Source organism: Pseudomonas sp. NPDC087614 (assembly GCF_044743485.1).
Lineage (GTDB): Bacteria > Pseudomonadota > Gammaproteobacteria > Pseudomonadales > Pseudomonadaceae > Aquipseudomonas > Aquipseudomonas baetica_A.
On the sequence record NZ_JBIUWN010000034.1, the window covers coordinates 43082 to 57264 of the forward strand.

Here is a 14183-nt window from a genome sequence, read left to right on the forward strand (position 1 = left end):
GGCATGCATAATTGCAGTTCACTTGACCACCGGCTTGCCTTGCCACTGACCAGTCAATTGCATCCGAGCTGACTCTTTTCGCTCGTGGAGGTTAAAACAGCATTGAGGCTCGCGCGTATAGAGATGGGGAAACAAGGGAAAGACCTTATGCCAAACGTATGCTTTTGGCCGTTTTCTGCCCGTTGCGAGAGGCAGAAAGCGATCCAAAGCAGCCCTTCATGAAGGGCAGAGTTCGGCCAAAAGCGGACAATCTTTCAGCCAACGCAACAGTCAAGCATTTGGAGCGTTCTTCACGTCCTATAGCAGACTCCTACCGGCCAAACCACTACAGGCTATGTACGCACCCACCAGTACATCCGTATTTTTTATTGACGCCCCAAAAGGTGTTCAGTATCGTCCTGCCTCCCTCCTTTCTGGCTGCCTCTGCCGTGAACCGCCCAGGCGTTAACTCGCGAAGCGGTCATACAAGTTGCCGACACTTATACTGCCGCTATCTACTAGCGCGCGTCATTTTCGATATCAAGTGTAAAGGATGATTCTATGATCATTCGTCAGGCGACTAACGCCGACTATCCACAACTGCTCAACATTTGGCTGCGCTCCGTTCGAGCCACTCATCACTTCCTGCAAGAATCCGACATTGAGGCATTGCTTCCTCAGCTCCGCGACATCTACCTACCCGCTGTTGAATTATGGGTTGCGGTAGATGCCGAGGACTGCCCGCTAGGGTTCATCGGGCTCAATGAAAACCACGTTGAGATGCTCTTCATCGAGCCAGATTTGCGAGGGAAAGGTATTGGCCGCGCGCTGCTGGATCATGCCCGCAGTTCGCGCAGTCAGATGAGTGTTGATGTGAATGAGCAAAATCCCGAAGCAGTAGGGTTCTACTTGCATTACGGGTTTATTCGAACAGGTCGTTCCCCGCTGGATGGCGAGGGCCGCCCCTTCCCCTTGTTGCATCTGAGCCTGGCCGGCTAGAGCCATAATCGTGGATCGCCCCGAAACTTCTGCTTCGGGGCGATTCAAAATCAGATTCACTCTGATGCTGTGATCTTGGCTTGGCCGCTGCCTTGAAGGGTTTGACCGTCCGTAATGGGTCGATTGCTGCTCGTCAGGATTGGCATTAATCGGCCAAAAGCTACCACTCAGCGCGACTCGATAATTCCAACCCGAACATGCATCATCAGGCCGCCACGATCCCGTCGTGGCATCGAAGCCATAAGTGCAGAACCTGCCCGCCTGCACGAATTAGCCTTTTGAAATGGAAGTCATCTCATGTTCGAACGTAACAAGCTGGTTCCGGAGTTAATGGTCACCAACCTGGATAGCAGCCTGGCTTTTTGGGTTTCTTGCTTGGGGCTCAAAATAGCTTATCAACGTCCGGAAGACGGATTTGCATACCTTGATTTGAACGGTGCTCAAGTAATGCTTGAGCAGATTGATTCGGACGCGGGGCAATGGCTGACTGCGCCGTTGACTAAGCCGTTTGGAAGGGGCATCAACCTACAGATTGATGTTGAGGCTGTCGCACCCATCATCCAAAAACTTGATCTGGCTGGATTTCCACTCTATCGAGAATGCAAAGACACTTGGTATCGGGCAGATAGTGTAGAAGTAGGCCAGCGCGAATTCATCGTCCAGGATCCCGACGGCTATCTTGTAAGGTTGGTAGAGCGGTTGGGGGAGAGACCGGCTTGCTCAATCTGAAACTGGGCAAAGCCTACCGTCAGCTTTGTGCCGGTGCAGCCCTTCACGACAGGCAGCATCCGGCCAATAGCTGCCTGTCAGAACCGGCTGAAATCGACCCATTGCTGCCTGTCGTAACAGTTGCCGGCCTAGCGTGGATATCTTTGCCAGCGCTATTGTGCGCACCATGTACCCACAAAAACTTGGAGCCCAATGATGAGGGCAGAACGCTATCGAGTTCGCTTAATGTTCGAATGGGGCGGCGGTTGCCTTTGGTGTGGAAACAATATTGCCCGGGATAAATTTTCTGTAGGGCCTATTGAAGAGAGGCTACCACTCAGTAACGAAGTCCAGGCAATGCTTAACGAGCTTTCACAGTGGCATGACACCTCGCTGAACTGGGACTATCCACCTGATCCCGGCCCTTGGAGTGCAGACGATTACGCAAGATTTGACGAGGCCGCCGCTAAATTACTGAAATCCATCCAACAGGAATTGGGTGAAGAATTCGAGGTGGTGTACGAAAAACTTTAGCTTATCGGTGTGAGCCTTCGACCTGATTCTGATAACGAAAGGATGCAGCTATAGATCGGTAGCCCACCTTTGCAACAGGCCGCCACTACCCAAAGCAGACATTTCAGCTTCTTGATCAGTAGGCAGCCCCCGCCAGTCCTAAAATCGAGACGGCGGTTCATTTCCAGCTTTGATCTGTGAAAAGACATGGTCTGGATCTGCCTGGCACCAATATCTGAACAGAAGGCGAGGTTCGGTATCCCCAAAATACTGACTCAGGAAGCTCTCGGCGGGGATTAGCAATTTAGTTTCTGGCCATTGCTGAGCTAAAACACCTATGTGTTTGCCAGACGAACAAATAATCCACGTCGCCTTGCCTCCACTGATGCCAGGCAGGTAACCCATACCTTGGATCGCTTCGAACAAAGCGCGCAGTGTTACTGCTGGATCAAGCCTGATTGATGTCCTATGACTTTCCAGATCATCCCCTGCATGCACGCTATCCCGATCAATTTCAATGACCAACATGAATGTTCCTTGTTAGCGTCGTGTGGTTACTAGAATGCCAGCGTAGGGATGCCAGCAGCTATCTGTCTACAGTCCGCTTTTGGCCGGTAGCAGTCGCTCGCCAACGTCCGCTTCTGGCCGACCTCTGCCGGTCAAGGCCACGAATCGTGCAGGTCAAATACGACGCAAGCAACAGATCAAGTCGAGTGCAAAAGTGTGGTCAAATCCATGCAATGACACGGAGCACTCTGTCGGCATTGAGCCGCTTTTGACCCAACGAGGCCAGTGGACACTGGCTTCACAGAGAGATAGCGTCGTCCCATTCGACTCAGGGGCTGCGCCATGGATGTTATTGCCAACTACTCAAATGAGCACCATCGCGTCGCCGTCATGGCGCTATGGGAAGCTGTTTTCGGCTACGAAACCGCGCATAACACCCCCAGCCTTGCCATAGACAAAAAACTGGCCGTTACGGATGGGCTCTTTTTTGTGGCGCTGGCAGGGGATGAGGTTGTCGGTACCGTTCTTGCGGGGTACGACGGCCATCGTGGGTGGTTGTATGCGGTTGCAGTGCATCCGGTCCATCGTAGAAAAGGCTTGGGCGCAAAACTTGTACATCATGCTGAGAACGCCTTGATCCTGCGTGGCTGTATGAAAATCAATCTACAGATCGTCAGCACAAATGAAAGCGTCAAAAGCTTCTACGAGTCTCTGGGCTACTCGACCGAACCGCGTATCAGTATGGGGAAGAAGATCGAGTCGAATATCACGATACCCAGGGAGTAAATTACGCTCTGCCAAAGCCGAAGAGCGAGGAACAGTGCGTAAAGACGGGACGCTTTAGTGTCTTTGGCGGCTCTCGGAAAGCAATGATCGCTGTGATCTGCATAATATATTGCTAGATGTTGCTGAGGCGGCTGATTGTTGTTAGATTGCGCGCCTTAAAAATTAACAGGGACACGTTATGTTTCTTATCTGGCAAGGCTGGGGCATCCTTTCTATTCTTTTTCCTTTGGTGGGCTTGATATCTTTCGCCGGGCTTCCCAATGGTCTTGGTGTCGGTATCGGTTTACTGGTTGCGGCGGCTGCCAATGCTTATATTGGCCACAAGCTGAATAATGCACCCGGCAAAACCTATATTGATCCAGCCACCGGTGGCGAAGTGGTTTTTCGCAAAAAGCACACGTTGTTTTTTGTGCCCATGCAGTACCTCTCGGTACTCATGGTAATCGTCGGACTGTTTGCATTGCTTAATCTGCAATAAACAAGGAGGCGCGTGGTTTCTATTGACTCGCACGCGCTCTTTTTTATCAAGGCCCGCTTAAGGATTTTCCTGATTGCTTAATTGCTCTGGTTTTGCTTGAGAACTTGTTTTTACAACGGCTGGTCGGGCAGTTTTTATTTCGAGCAAAGTGCGTATTACATTCAATGCATGCCAAGCCTGAATATTCTAAGGCTTACGGGATCTGAAATACGCTGCCAATTACCTTTAGCGCCTGTTTGCCGTCAGTATTGTAGAGCCGGTGCAAAAGCGTCTGATCGGTAATTCGATGCAAGCGGAAGTGGTTATAGAAAGCCTGGCCAAAACGCTGGCCCTCGAACTCGCCGATATCCCAAAGACGGAGGAAGTTGTCATAGGCGGCGCGCTCGATTTCCAGTTTTGATTGGCGCTCCATCCGCACCTCACTCATTAGTCCGCTGATTGGCTTCAGAGCAAACTCCACGAAACCCCGACATAAACCCCCATCCCTTCACCCGGCGTCGACCGCGCAGCATCCAGCCCTTTGTCGTCATACCCCGGCGTGACCGTCGCCGCATAGCGCTTGTTGGTCAGATTGCGCATATCCACCCAAGTCTGCCAGTCACCCTTCGGCGCGTTGTAACCCACAGTCGCGCCAAACAGCGCATACGGATCGGCGTAGTAGCTGTTGGCGTAATCCACCGCTACTTTTGACACCAGTTGCGTATTCACAGCAGCGAAGAACCCCTGCGGCCAGTCGTAACGCAACGCCCCTTGGTAGTAGTGCATCGGCAGCCCCGGCAAACGGTTGTCGCCAAAACGATCATCATCGCGATAGTGGAAGTCGCTGAAGGTGTATGCCTGACGCAGGCTCAACTGTCTGCCATCGGCGGCTGACCAGAGTTTGCTGTTAAGGCTGGCTTCGACGCCTTGGTGGATGGTCGGGCTGGCATTGAGTTCGTAAGGCGTTACCGCGTTGGCGTCCGGCAGCACCGACAGCAATTCGTGACGCACTTGTGCGTAGTACCAGGCCAGGCTCCATTCGCCGAGGACGCTGTCGCCGCGTCCGCCGAGTTCCAGGGTGGTGGCGGTCTGGTTTTGCAGTTTGATCGGGTCTTTCTGGGTGCCGGTGGCGGCGCCGTTACCCGCCGGGAAGCGCACGTTGGAACTGTAGATCAGCGACCACGGGTGCGGCGCCTCGACCGCGCGACTGAGGTTGCCGAACACTTGCACCTCAGGCGCGATCTGGTAACGCAGCCCGAGGCGCGGGGCGTAGTCCCAGTCGTTCATGCTGGTTTTGCCACCCCCTTCGGGGTAGGTGACGGCACTTTCGCGACGGGTGTAGATGGCGGCGAGGCCGGTGGTCAGCCACAGGTCGTCGGCGATTTCCAGGTCGTTGCCAACATGCAGAACGGTGTCCGAACCCTGATAAGTGAAGTTGCGCATGCGCGTGCCGGGCGCGTAGTGGGCCGTATTACCGGTGGGGATTCGTACAAATTCACTGGCGCCGTCGTTGGGCAGGTGTTTGGTCACGCGCAGGCCAACGCTGCTGCGGCTTTCCATGCCAAGCAGGGTGTCGCGGCGCTTGTAGTCGAAGGTGCCGCTGACGTCGGTGTAGGCGACCTTCAGGCGGTTGGGGCCTTCGCGCAGGTCCATCGGGTAATCGTGGTAGACGAGACCGGTCTGGATGCTCGAATCGTCGTCGATGTAGAACGTGGTTTTGTTGCCGATGAAGGTGCTGCCTGGCTGTTTGCGGCTGTCGTCGCGGGACACGTAAGCCGGGTTGGCCGCGCGAGGATCGTGTTCGATGGCGTGCTTGGTCACGCGCCCGGCGAGGTCGTTGTCGGTCTCGCGGTAGCGGATGTAGAACCGCGTTTCCAGGTTCGGGTTGAAGCGATAACCGACGTTGGCGATCACGCCTTTGCTCTCGCTGGCGGTGTGATCCTGATAGCCGTCGGCGTTCGAGTCGGTCAGCGATAGGTAGTAATCGAAGTCGCCCAGCACTTGTCCGGAACTGACCTGACGCTGCTGATAGCCATGGCTACCGGTGGCGTAACGCACTTGCAGTGTCGGCGCGTCGTAGCCGGTGTGGCTGACGTAATCGATGGCACCGCCCAGCGCCAGTGAACCACGATCAAAACCGTTGGCCCCGCGCAGCACTTGCACATGGTCGACCCACAACGGTTCGAGCAATTCGTACGGTGTGCCGCCGGGGCCGGTGAGAGGCAGGCCGTCGAGCATCGTGTACAGCCCCGACGCATGGGCGCCCGGTGCGCGGTTGATGCCCGAGCCACGGATTGAAATCTTCACGCCTTCATTGCCCGCCGACTGCGCGTAAACCCCCGGCTGATAAGCCAGCACATCCTGATTGCTCGCCACACGACCTTGCAACGGTTGACGCATGTCGACCACGTTGGTGCCGCCGGGCACTTGCTCCAAGCGGGCCTTGGCGTCTTCAACAGAAGCGTGCGTAGCGCTGCGGTCCTCTGCCGAAATCAGTACCTGTCCCAACTCAATGCCTTGAGTCTCGGCCATGGCCGGGCAGGCGAGGGCCAGGCTCAGCAGGGCAGTGGGCAGGGATTTAGGCGAGGGCATCGAGAGAACTCCAGCAAAGAGAAACGGGCAATGAACAGTGCGACGCAAGAAAGAACGAAGGAAACACATGGCGATTCGGTTTTTGCCCAGGACGCCGCCCGTCGACTGCGCTGAACCGGCGGGGTGTCCCTTGTTTCTATCTAGCAAGTCCCAAACGAGATCACCCAATGTTCGAGCAGCGAAAGAAAGAATTACTGTCAGCGTGGCGCGAACTGGCGACTCAGGCGAACTCGCAGATGGACCCGGAGCAGCAGTATGACGAGTTGCTCAAGGCCGCCGACAATATGGAGGCACAAGGACTGATCAGCAGCACCGAGTGGCGGCAGTTGGTACGGGATGCGGGCAGCGTATTCACCAAGGGCGTAGGCCGGGCACAAGGCCAATAGATTGGGTGGCGCCACCTGGCGGCCAACCCCGAAAGCACAAGACTTCCCGCTCAAAAACCGGATAATGGCCGCCATTCGTTTAGCCGTATTCTGGTAATCCCGCATGGAAATCAAGGTCAACTTTCTCGACAACCTTCGACTTGAAGCCAAGTTCGACGACTTCACGGTGATCGCCGATCAGCCCATTCGCTACAAGGGCGATGGCTCGGCACCGGGGCCGTTCGACTACTTCCTCGCGTCGTCGGCCCTGTGCGCGGCTTACTTTGTGAAGTTGTACTGCGACACCCGCAACATTCCTACCGATAACATTCGCCTGTCGCAGAACAACATCGTCGACCCGGAAAACCGCTACAACCAGATCTTCAAGATCCAGGTTGAATTGCCGGCGGACATCTCCGACAAGGATCGCCAGGGCATCCTGCGCTCGATCGACCGTTGCACGGTGAAGAAAGTCGTACAGACCGGTCCTGAGTTCATCATCGAAGAGGTCGAAAGCCTCGATGCCGATGCTCAGGCATTGCTGATGCCGATGTCGGATTCGCAGGCGGGCACTTACATTGCCGGCAAGGACCTGCCGCTGGAGCAGACCATCGCCAACATGTCGGGGATCCTTGCCGACCTGGGCATGAAGATTGAAATCGCTTCGTGGCGCAACATCGTTCCCAACGTCTGGTCGCTGCACATTCGCGATGCACAGTCACCGATGTGTTTCACCAATGGCAAGGGCGCGACCAAAGAAGGCGCACTGGCCTCGGCACTGGGCGAGTTCATCGAGCGCCTGAACTGCAACTTCTTCTACAACGATCAGTTCTGGGGCGAAGAGATCGCCAATGCGCCGTTCGTGCATTACCCGGACGAACGCTGGTTCAAGCCCGGCCCGAAAGACGAATTGCCGAGTGAAATCCTCGACCCCTACTGCCTCGATATCTACAACCGCGATGACGAGTTGCGTGGTTCGAACCTGATCGACACCAACTCCGGCAACACTCAGCGCGGCATCTGCTCGCTGCCGTTTGTGCGCCACTCGGACAATGAAGTGGTGTACTTCCCGTCCAACCTGATTGAAAACCTGTTCCTCAGCAACGGCATGAGCGCCGGCAACACCTTGGCTGAAGCGCAAGTGCAGTGCCTGTCGGAAATCTTTGAGCGCGCCGTCAAGCGCGAAATCCTCGAAGGCGAAATGGCGCTGCCGGATGTACCGCAGGACGTGCTGGAGAAATACCCAAGCATTCTGGCCGGTATCAAGGCACTGGAAGAGCAGGGTTTCCCGGTACTGGTCAAGGATGCGTCGCTGGGCGGTGAATTCCCGGTGATGTGCGTCACCTTGATGAACCCGCGCACCGGCGGCGTGTTCGCGTCGTTTGGCGCGCACCCGAGCCTTGAAATCGCGCTGGAGCGCAGCCTGACCGAATTGCTGCAAGGGCGCAGTTTCGAAGGCCTGAACGACTTGCCGCAGCCGACCTTCTCGGGGCAGGCCGTGACGGAGCCGAACAACTTCGTCGAGCATTTCATTGACTCAAGCGGTGTGGTGTCGTGGCGGTTTTTCAGCGCCAAACCGGACTTCGAATTCGTCGAGTGGGACTTCTCCGGCCAAGGTGAAGACTCCAATGGCGAAGAAGCCGCCACACTGTTCGGCATCCTCCAAGACATGGGCAAAGAAGCCTACATGGCGGTCTACGAGCACATTGGCGCCAAGGCCTGCCGCATCCTGGTGCCGGGCTACTCGGAAATCTATCCGGTCGAAGACCTGATCTGGGATAACACCAACAAAGCCCTGCAATTTCGCGCCGATATCCTCAACCTGCACAACCTGAGCAAAGTCGGCCTGCGAAACCTGGCGACGGGCCTGGAAAAAAGCGAGCTGGACGACTACACCGATATCACCACGCTGATCGGCATCGAGTTCGACGACAACACGCCGTGGGGCAAGCTGACGATTCTTGAGCTGCGCCTGCTGATCTACCTCGCCTTGCAGAAGTTTGATCAGGCCAAAGATCTGGTCGAAGCCTTCCTGCAATACAACGACAACACCGTTGAGCGCGGCCTGTTTTATCAAGCCGTGAACGTGGTGCTGGAAATGGAGCTCGACGAAGACCTGGAACTGGCCGATTACGAAGCCAACTTCCGCCGTATGTTCGGTCACGAGCGGATGGATGCGGCGATCGGTTCGGTAAACGGCAGCGTGCGCTTCTATGGTCTGACGCCAACCAGTCTGAAACTGGAAGGTCTGGATCGGCATTTGCGTCTGATCGAGAGCTACAAGAAGCTGCATTCGGCGCGGGCAAATGTGAAGGGCTGATCCTGTAAAACGTGGCCGTGATGACCGGTGGCGAGGGAGCAAGCTTCCTTGCCACCGGTTGACGGTCTGATCAGGTCGAATCGGGTCACTTCAATTCAAGGTCGCCACCGCCGATTGCGCGCAGGAAAAGGGTCACTTGCTCTTTCATACGCATTGGCACTTCTTCCAGCCGCCAATACTTAGCGACCATGCGCAGCATCGGCCAATTGCCCCGTATCAACCCGCACAAACACCGAGTCACCCACCGCTGTCAGCACCTCCCCCGCAAACACCTCGCAGATCACCCGGGTCTTGCGCCCGACTTCACCTTCGACTTTTGCCCGTAAGGTCAGCGCAATGCCCATCGGCGTCGGTTTGATGAACTTGATGCCGAGATTGCCGGTCACGCAGTCAATGCGGGGCAGGGTGCCAGGCTCGCGATTTTGCGCACGGTAGTGATAGGCCATTGCCGTCCAGTTGGAATGGCAGTCGACCAGCATCGCGATCAATCCGCCGTAGACCAGGTCCGGCCAACCACAGTATTTGGCGTCCGGCATATGCTCGGCGAGGACATGCACGCCGTCTTCATGCCAGTGGCTTTTGATGTGCAACCCGTGCGGATTGCGGCCGCCGCAGCCGTAGCAAACGCCTTCAGGCGCGGCGCTGTCTTGCAGGGAGGTGTCGAGGCTGGACATGGGGTTGGTCATCCTGGCGTGGTGAGTCCGGTCAGACGCAGGCATTTCTTGCAAGGCCGGTCGGAGGGGCGATTGTAAGCGTTAGGGCCGTTTTCGCCGAACGCGTATTGATGTGCAGCACATCGGCACCGCAGGTCATTGCTCGGGAGCGAGCCACGTATCGACAACCCGTCGATCAAGTTCCTCCCAATACGCCATCCCCAATACCCGCGTGGTGTTCAGACCGCGCAGATAGCCGCGCAACTGATGGGCGGTATCGCGGATGTACTGCGGATCGGAGATGGTTTTATCCAGCAATACGCTTTCGTACTGGACCAGGTATTCAGACACTCGCTCGCGAAAATCGGGTAGAACGGCGTCGCGGATCAGGTCGAACGTTCTCAAGAAGGTTTCCTCATTCATGTTTTTCTATTTGTATTGAGTGTGTATCAGTCTGCAAGGCGCGTAACTATTGCTAGAAGTAATAGTCACCATCAAGAAACGCAAGTTCTGCTTTGTCGGCAAGAGGCGGAAAATCGCCTCCATCGAATACGCAACTCAAGGAATTTGCGCGATGAACACGTTGACCCGACTGGTACTGGCCGCCCTGCTGATGAGCGCTGCCGCTGCACCGACCTACGCAGACGATGCCCGCTCGTGTCACTTTCAATCGATTACCGGCAGCAGTGCCACGTTGCAGCGCTCGCAAACCGTCGGTGTGCTGTACAGCGAAAACACTCGGGACAACCTGCAATACCTTGAGCGTTACCACGCCATGGCGGTCAACGGCGCGAAAGATGCGCTCGACTCGCGGATTCGCGAAGCTTTCGTCGAAAGCTCTGATCCGGAACTGGCCATCGACTGGTTGATGAGTTCGTTGCAACAACAGTTTCTGTCGGTAACCGTTTACGACAGCCTCGATGCCTTGGTGCAGGCGCACCCGGATGTTGTGGTCAAACTCGACACGTTCAATCGCTTGTTGACCCAACGCAACAGCCTGGTCGAAGCGCGTTTCACTGCACGTTTCTACGATGCCGACCTGCAATACATCGGCAAAGCTGAAGGCGCGGTGGAAAAACAACTGCCCTCGGCCTGGGTACACAACCAGGCACCGCTGCAAATTGCCGCGCAGATCGAGAAACAACGTGACTTGCAACTCAGCGCGTTGAAGCAGTTCGACAACTCGCTCAAGGCCCTGGTGTCCGCGAGCTGAGCACCTAACACATCAATGGCATCGGCGACGCGGTGAAGCGAGACCGTTGCCGGTTGAACCGAACTTTTATTTTCAGGATGACACTGATGCGTCTTTTATTCGTGCCAGCCATGGCCCTCATGACCTTGTTGCTCGGCGGCTGCGCCAGCGCGCCAAACGACCCGACCCTGACCTTGCAGACCAGCAAGACGCCCGCACAGTACGCCGATTGCGTCGTACCGAAATTGCAGGGCAGTGCGCTGAACCCGACCGTCTCGCAGACCCAGCGCAGCTTCCGGATCGTGGTGCCGAGCAAGGTGGCGGCCGATAACGTACTGGAAGCCTACAAGGCCGGCAGTGGCGGCAAGGTGTTTCTTTATGAGCGCCACTTGCTGGCTTCGAACTTCCTGCCATCGACTTTTGAACGGGCCGCTCAGGATTGCATCTGATTTCGCCCGGTAGCCGTATGTAAAAGAGCTCCTTTGGTTGGCCGCAACCAACCAATTTTTTGCCCCGCGCCTTCATTCGGTCGCGGGGCTTTTTTTTGCTCGCTGTCTGGCGATCAGGTGCCCGCTGAGAATGAATACAAGCCGCAAGGTTCGAAGCGCTCGCGGGTGTCCATCCGCACGGCTCGCAGGCTCAAGGTTTGCAGATGCGACGCATACAACGACTCCGAACGGAAGCTGATCAGGACGCTACGCCGGCGTGCCCCGCTCAGGTTCAGGCTGCCCGCGTGCACCAGATCCGCATCAAACACCAGAATGTCACCAGCGCCGCCTGAAAGCTGCACAGACCGCGACTCATCATTGAAGTCCAAGGGCGATGGCTCCGGCTCAGGTCGGTGGCTGCCGGGGACGATACGCGTCGCGCCATTTTCAGGGCCGTAGTCGTCGAAAAAAGCCAGAGCGTTGACCATGTCGCCCGGCCGTTGCGCCGACAAGTCGCGGTGCAACGGTTGATATCCGTTACCCGCGAGCGGTTCGCGACCCTCCACTTGCGCGAGGAAAAACCGTTGCGCGATCAGCTCGCCTGCCACGGCCAGCAACGGCGGCAAGCGACACACAGCCTGAATCGTTGGATCAAGGTCCAATAGTGAATGGCGCCACTGAGCGCCTCGCGGGGTTGGCCACTGATCTGAGGGCATCACGTTCGCATCGAACACGCTGCGAAGCTCATTCAGCCATTCGGTGGGGATGGCGTGTCGGAGCAGGGCATAGCCATCGCGATGCAGTTGTTCACGCTCAGTCATGGTTTCCTCGGCAGGATGTCGCAGCACAGAAGGTATAGCCATTGACTGATTCAAGCGCCAGATCGCTCGGCGGCGCTGTTGCCGCAGTTTATCGATCAGGGGGCGGAGATCCTGACGAATCTCCTTCAGACGGCGTAAGTACGTGGCGCCTGGTCAAGCCCATTTGAACTGAGCCGGGAATCTCGCCGCAAAGCATGTTCCCGTTTCGAGGTCCGAGGTGACGCTCAAGGTACCGTTGTGCGCCGCCGCAATCTGCGATGCGATATAGAGCCCTAGACCCAAACCCTCGTAGCGCTGCCCGGCTTCGGACCGGGAAAAGGGCTCGAACAACAGCGGCATCAACTGCGCCGGAATCGGCGTGCCCTGGTTGGTCAGCGTAATGACAATGTCGTTGCTCTCGGAATAGGCGTTGAGGATGATCGGTGCAGTGGTTGAGCCATGAGTGACTGCATTGCCCAGCAGATTGGAGAGTAATTGACTGATACGCAATGCGTCGCAATAGACCCCTGCCGGCACGTCCAGCGCGTGAATGAACGTTGCGTGCGGGTGGGATGCCTGAACCTCTTCAAGCGTCATCAGCAGTGTTTGCTGCAAGTCATCCACCAGTTTTCGTTGGACTGGAATCCCGCCTCCCAGCCGTCCCCGGGCAAAATCGAGGATGTTTTCGATCAGCACACCCATGCGCACAGAGCTTTTGCGGATCGCCGAAAGCAACTTCAGTGAGCGCTTGTCTTCAGTTTTGGTTTCCAGCAGATCGGTACTCATGCGAATGGCGCTCAACGGCGTTCGCAGGTCATGTCCCAGTACCGCGATGAACTGCTCGCGCAGCCTGCCCAGTTCATTGGCAGTGTCCAAGGCGGTTCTGGTGGCGTGAAGGTGGCGTTGGCTGTCGAGGTTCATGGCAATCAACTGCGCGAACAGTGTGAGCGTCTGGGTAATGGCCGGTTCCTCGACATTGGCCGCGAGTGAGTCAATGGCACACAGCGTCCCGAAAAAATCACCATTGGCCTTAACGATCGGAATGGAAATGTAGCTCTCCAGCCCATAGGTTTTCGGTGTGTGATGAAGTGAAAAGACCGGGTGTTCGCTGGCCTTGCCGAAGATGACCGGCTGCTTGTGTTGCCGGATCTCATGGCAGATGGTCGATTCGAGTATCAGTTCGCCGCCGGGTTGCAGGCCGAAATCAATCGAATCGTCGACAGCGCACGCCACCCAATGACTTTCAGTCACGCGAGCAACTGCCGCGAAGCGCATGCCGGTCAGGTGTTTGACCATGCGCAGGATCACGGGCACCGCGTCAATGCTGCGGATGGCTTCAATGTCGGGTAAAAACTCGGGATTGGTCATGGGGTGACGCTTCAAGGATGTGGGCCAAAGACTATCTTTTATTGGCGCTTATGGCGAATAGGCGCGTTGGACGACTGAGTGTGAGGTTTTTGCAATTCAGCTCAGTGCCTTCGCTTCAGATGGCGATGGATGGGCCTGTTTGCCACGGCCCAAGGCTGGTGCGAACTTCATCGGTCGGTGCATGGAATCACGCGTTTGACCAGTTTGCCTATGGACATGCCCTGGACCAGGATCGAAAACACCACGACCGAATAGGTCAGCGATACCACGACATCACGAGCCTCTCCCGGCGGCAGTGTCAACGCCAACGCCACCGAAATGCCGCCGCGCAGGCCGCCCCACGTCATCACGCTCCATGAGCCCTTTGGTAGCCGAAAACGTTCGCCCAGAACTGCAATCGGAACCCCGACCGTCATTAGCCTGTCTAGTCCTGAAATAGGTTTACACCTGTTTCACCCCAACGCCCGATGCACTGCATCGGGCGTTTTGTATTTTAAGGACAGGTGCGGGCGTTCC

At 56.4% G+C, this 14183-nt stretch carries 17 protein-coding genes; 9 read left to right on the top strand and 8 right to left on the bottom strand.

Features of this window, described 5'->3' with window-relative positions; all coding sequences use genetic code 11:
• Positions 1-540: 540 nt before the first annotated feature.
• The 3 genes from ACIOWA_RS14730 (at position 541) to ACIOWA_RS14740 (ending at position 2220) form a co-directional block, all read left to right on the top strand.
• On the top strand, positions 541-978 hold the full coding sequence (locus ACIOWA_RS14730; RefSeq protein WP_401160435.1) for an acetyltransferase: 438 nt from the start codon (positions 541-543) through the stop codon (positions 976-978).
• A 297-nt stretch (positions 979-1275) separates the two neighbouring features.
• Positions 1276-1707 carry a bleomycin resistance protein gene (locus ACIOWA_RS14735; protein WP_401160437.1) on the top strand — a complete coding sequence of 144 codons (432 nt, stop codon included), beginning with the start codon at positions 1276-1278 and terminating at the stop codon, positions 1705-1707.
• Between the two features lie 195 nt (positions 1708-1902).
• Complete coding sequence (locus tag ACIOWA_RS14740) at positions 1903-2220, top strand: hypothetical protein (RefSeq protein ID WP_401160439.1); 318 nt, start codon at positions 1903-1905, stop codon at positions 2218-2220.
• 138 nt (positions 2221-2358) lie between these two features.
• On the opposite strand, the gene ACIOWA_RS14745 is transcribed toward ACIOWA_RS14740, so the two are convergent.
• Positions 2359-2727 (bottom strand): hypothetical protein, encoded by a 369-nt coding sequence (locus ACIOWA_RS14745; RefSeq protein ID WP_401160441.1) that lies wholly within the window; start codon positions 2725-2727, stop codon positions 2359-2361.
• 321 nt (positions 2728-3048) lie between these two features.
• On the opposite strand from ACIOWA_RS14745, the gene ACIOWA_RS14750 reads away from it, so the two are divergent.
• Both ACIOWA_RS14750 and ACIOWA_RS14755 read left to right on the top strand, forming a co-directional pair.
• On the top strand, positions 3049-3492 hold the full coding sequence (locus ACIOWA_RS14750; protein WP_339496025.1) for a GNAT family acetyltransferase: 444 nt from the start codon (positions 3049-3051) through the stop codon (positions 3490-3492).
• Between the two features lie 178 nt (positions 3493-3670).
• Positions 3671-3970, top strand: coding sequence for a hypothetical protein (locus ACIOWA_RS14755; protein ID WP_339496026.1), 300 nt, complete (start codon positions 3671-3673; stop codon positions 3968-3970).
• A gap of 193 nt (positions 3971-4163) precedes the next feature.
• Here the strand turns inward: ACIOWA_RS14755 and ACIOWA_RS14760 are convergent, their stop codons facing one another.
• Both ACIOWA_RS14760 and ACIOWA_RS14765 read right to left on the bottom strand, forming a co-directional pair.
• Positions 4164-4382 carry a hypothetical protein gene (locus ACIOWA_RS14760; RefSeq protein WP_401160443.1) on the bottom strand — a complete coding sequence of 73 codons (219 nt, stop codon included), beginning with the start codon at positions 4380-4382 and terminating at the stop codon, positions 4164-4166.
• Positions 4383-4414: 32 nt separating this feature from the next.
• Positions 4415-6541, bottom strand: a complete 2127-nt coding sequence (locus ACIOWA_RS14765; protein ID WP_401160445.1) for a TonB-dependent receptor family protein — start codon at positions 6539-6541, stop codon at positions 4415-4417.
• A 167-nt stretch (positions 6542-6708) separates the two neighbouring features.
• On the opposite strand from ACIOWA_RS14765, the gene ACIOWA_RS14770 reads away from it, so the two are divergent.
• Positions 6709-6927: a hypothetical protein gene (locus ACIOWA_RS14770; protein ID WP_339433004.1), complete on the top strand. Its 219-nt coding sequence runs from the start codon at positions 6709-6711 to the stop codon at positions 6925-6927.
• 103 nt (positions 6928-7030) lie between these two features.
• Positions 7031-9226: an OsmC domain/YcaO domain-containing protein gene (locus tag ACIOWA_RS14775; RefSeq protein WP_401160447.1), complete on the top strand. Its 2196-nt coding sequence runs from the start codon at positions 7031-7033 to the stop codon at positions 9224-9226.
• Positions 9227-9405: 179 nt separating this feature from the next.
• On the opposite strand, the gene ACIOWA_RS14780 is transcribed toward ACIOWA_RS14775, so the two are convergent.
• Complete coding sequence (locus tag ACIOWA_RS14780) at positions 9406-9900, bottom strand: PaaI family thioesterase (RefSeq protein ID WP_339433006.1); 495 nt, start codon at positions 9898-9900, stop codon at positions 9406-9408.
• Between the two features lie 135 nt (positions 9901-10035).
• Positions 10036-10284, bottom strand: coding sequence for a hypothetical protein (locus tag ACIOWA_RS14785; RefSeq protein ID WP_339433007.1), 249 nt, complete (start codon positions 10282-10284; stop codon positions 10036-10038).
• Between the two features lie 169 nt (positions 10285-10453).
• Between ACIOWA_RS14785 and ACIOWA_RS14790 the strand changes: the two genes are divergently transcribed.
• Together ACIOWA_RS14790 and ACIOWA_RS14795 are read left to right on the top strand one after the other, a co-directional pair.
• Positions 10454-11092: an ATPase gene (locus ACIOWA_RS14790; RefSeq protein WP_339466041.1), complete on the top strand. Its 639-nt coding sequence runs from the start codon at positions 10454-10456 to the stop codon at positions 11090-11092.
• Between the two features lie 86 nt (positions 11093-11178).
• The gene (locus tag ACIOWA_RS14795; RefSeq protein ID WP_339433009.1) at positions 11179-11520 is read left to right on the top strand and encodes a hypothetical protein; all 342 of its coding nucleotides are present in this window, start codon (positions 11179-11181) and stop codon (positions 11518-11520) included.
• A 113-nt stretch (positions 11521-11633) separates the two neighbouring features.
• Here ACIOWA_RS14795 and ACIOWA_RS14800 read toward each other — a convergent pair whose 3' ends face one another.
• The 3 genes from ACIOWA_RS14800 to ACIOWA_RS14810 all read right to left on the bottom strand — a co-directional run bounded on the left by ACIOWA_RS14800 (position 11634) and on the right by ACIOWA_RS14810 (position 14083).
• Positions 11634-12320, bottom strand: a complete 687-nt coding sequence (locus ACIOWA_RS14800) for a phytanoyl-CoA dioxygenase family protein (RefSeq protein WP_339496039.1) — start codon at positions 12318-12320, stop codon at positions 11634-11636.
• A 153-nt stretch (positions 12321-12473) separates the two neighbouring features.
• A complete protein-coding gene (locus ACIOWA_RS14805) occupies positions 12474-13667 on the bottom strand; it encodes a GAF domain-containing sensor histidine kinase (protein WP_339466038.1) in 1194 nt (397 codons plus the stop codon).
• Between the two features lie 167 nt (positions 13668-13834).
• Complete coding sequence (locus tag ACIOWA_RS14810) at positions 13835-14083, bottom strand: cation:proton antiporter (protein WP_401160450.1); 249 nt, start codon at positions 14081-14083, stop codon at positions 13835-13837.
• Between the last annotated feature and the right edge of the window lie 100 nt (positions 14084-14183).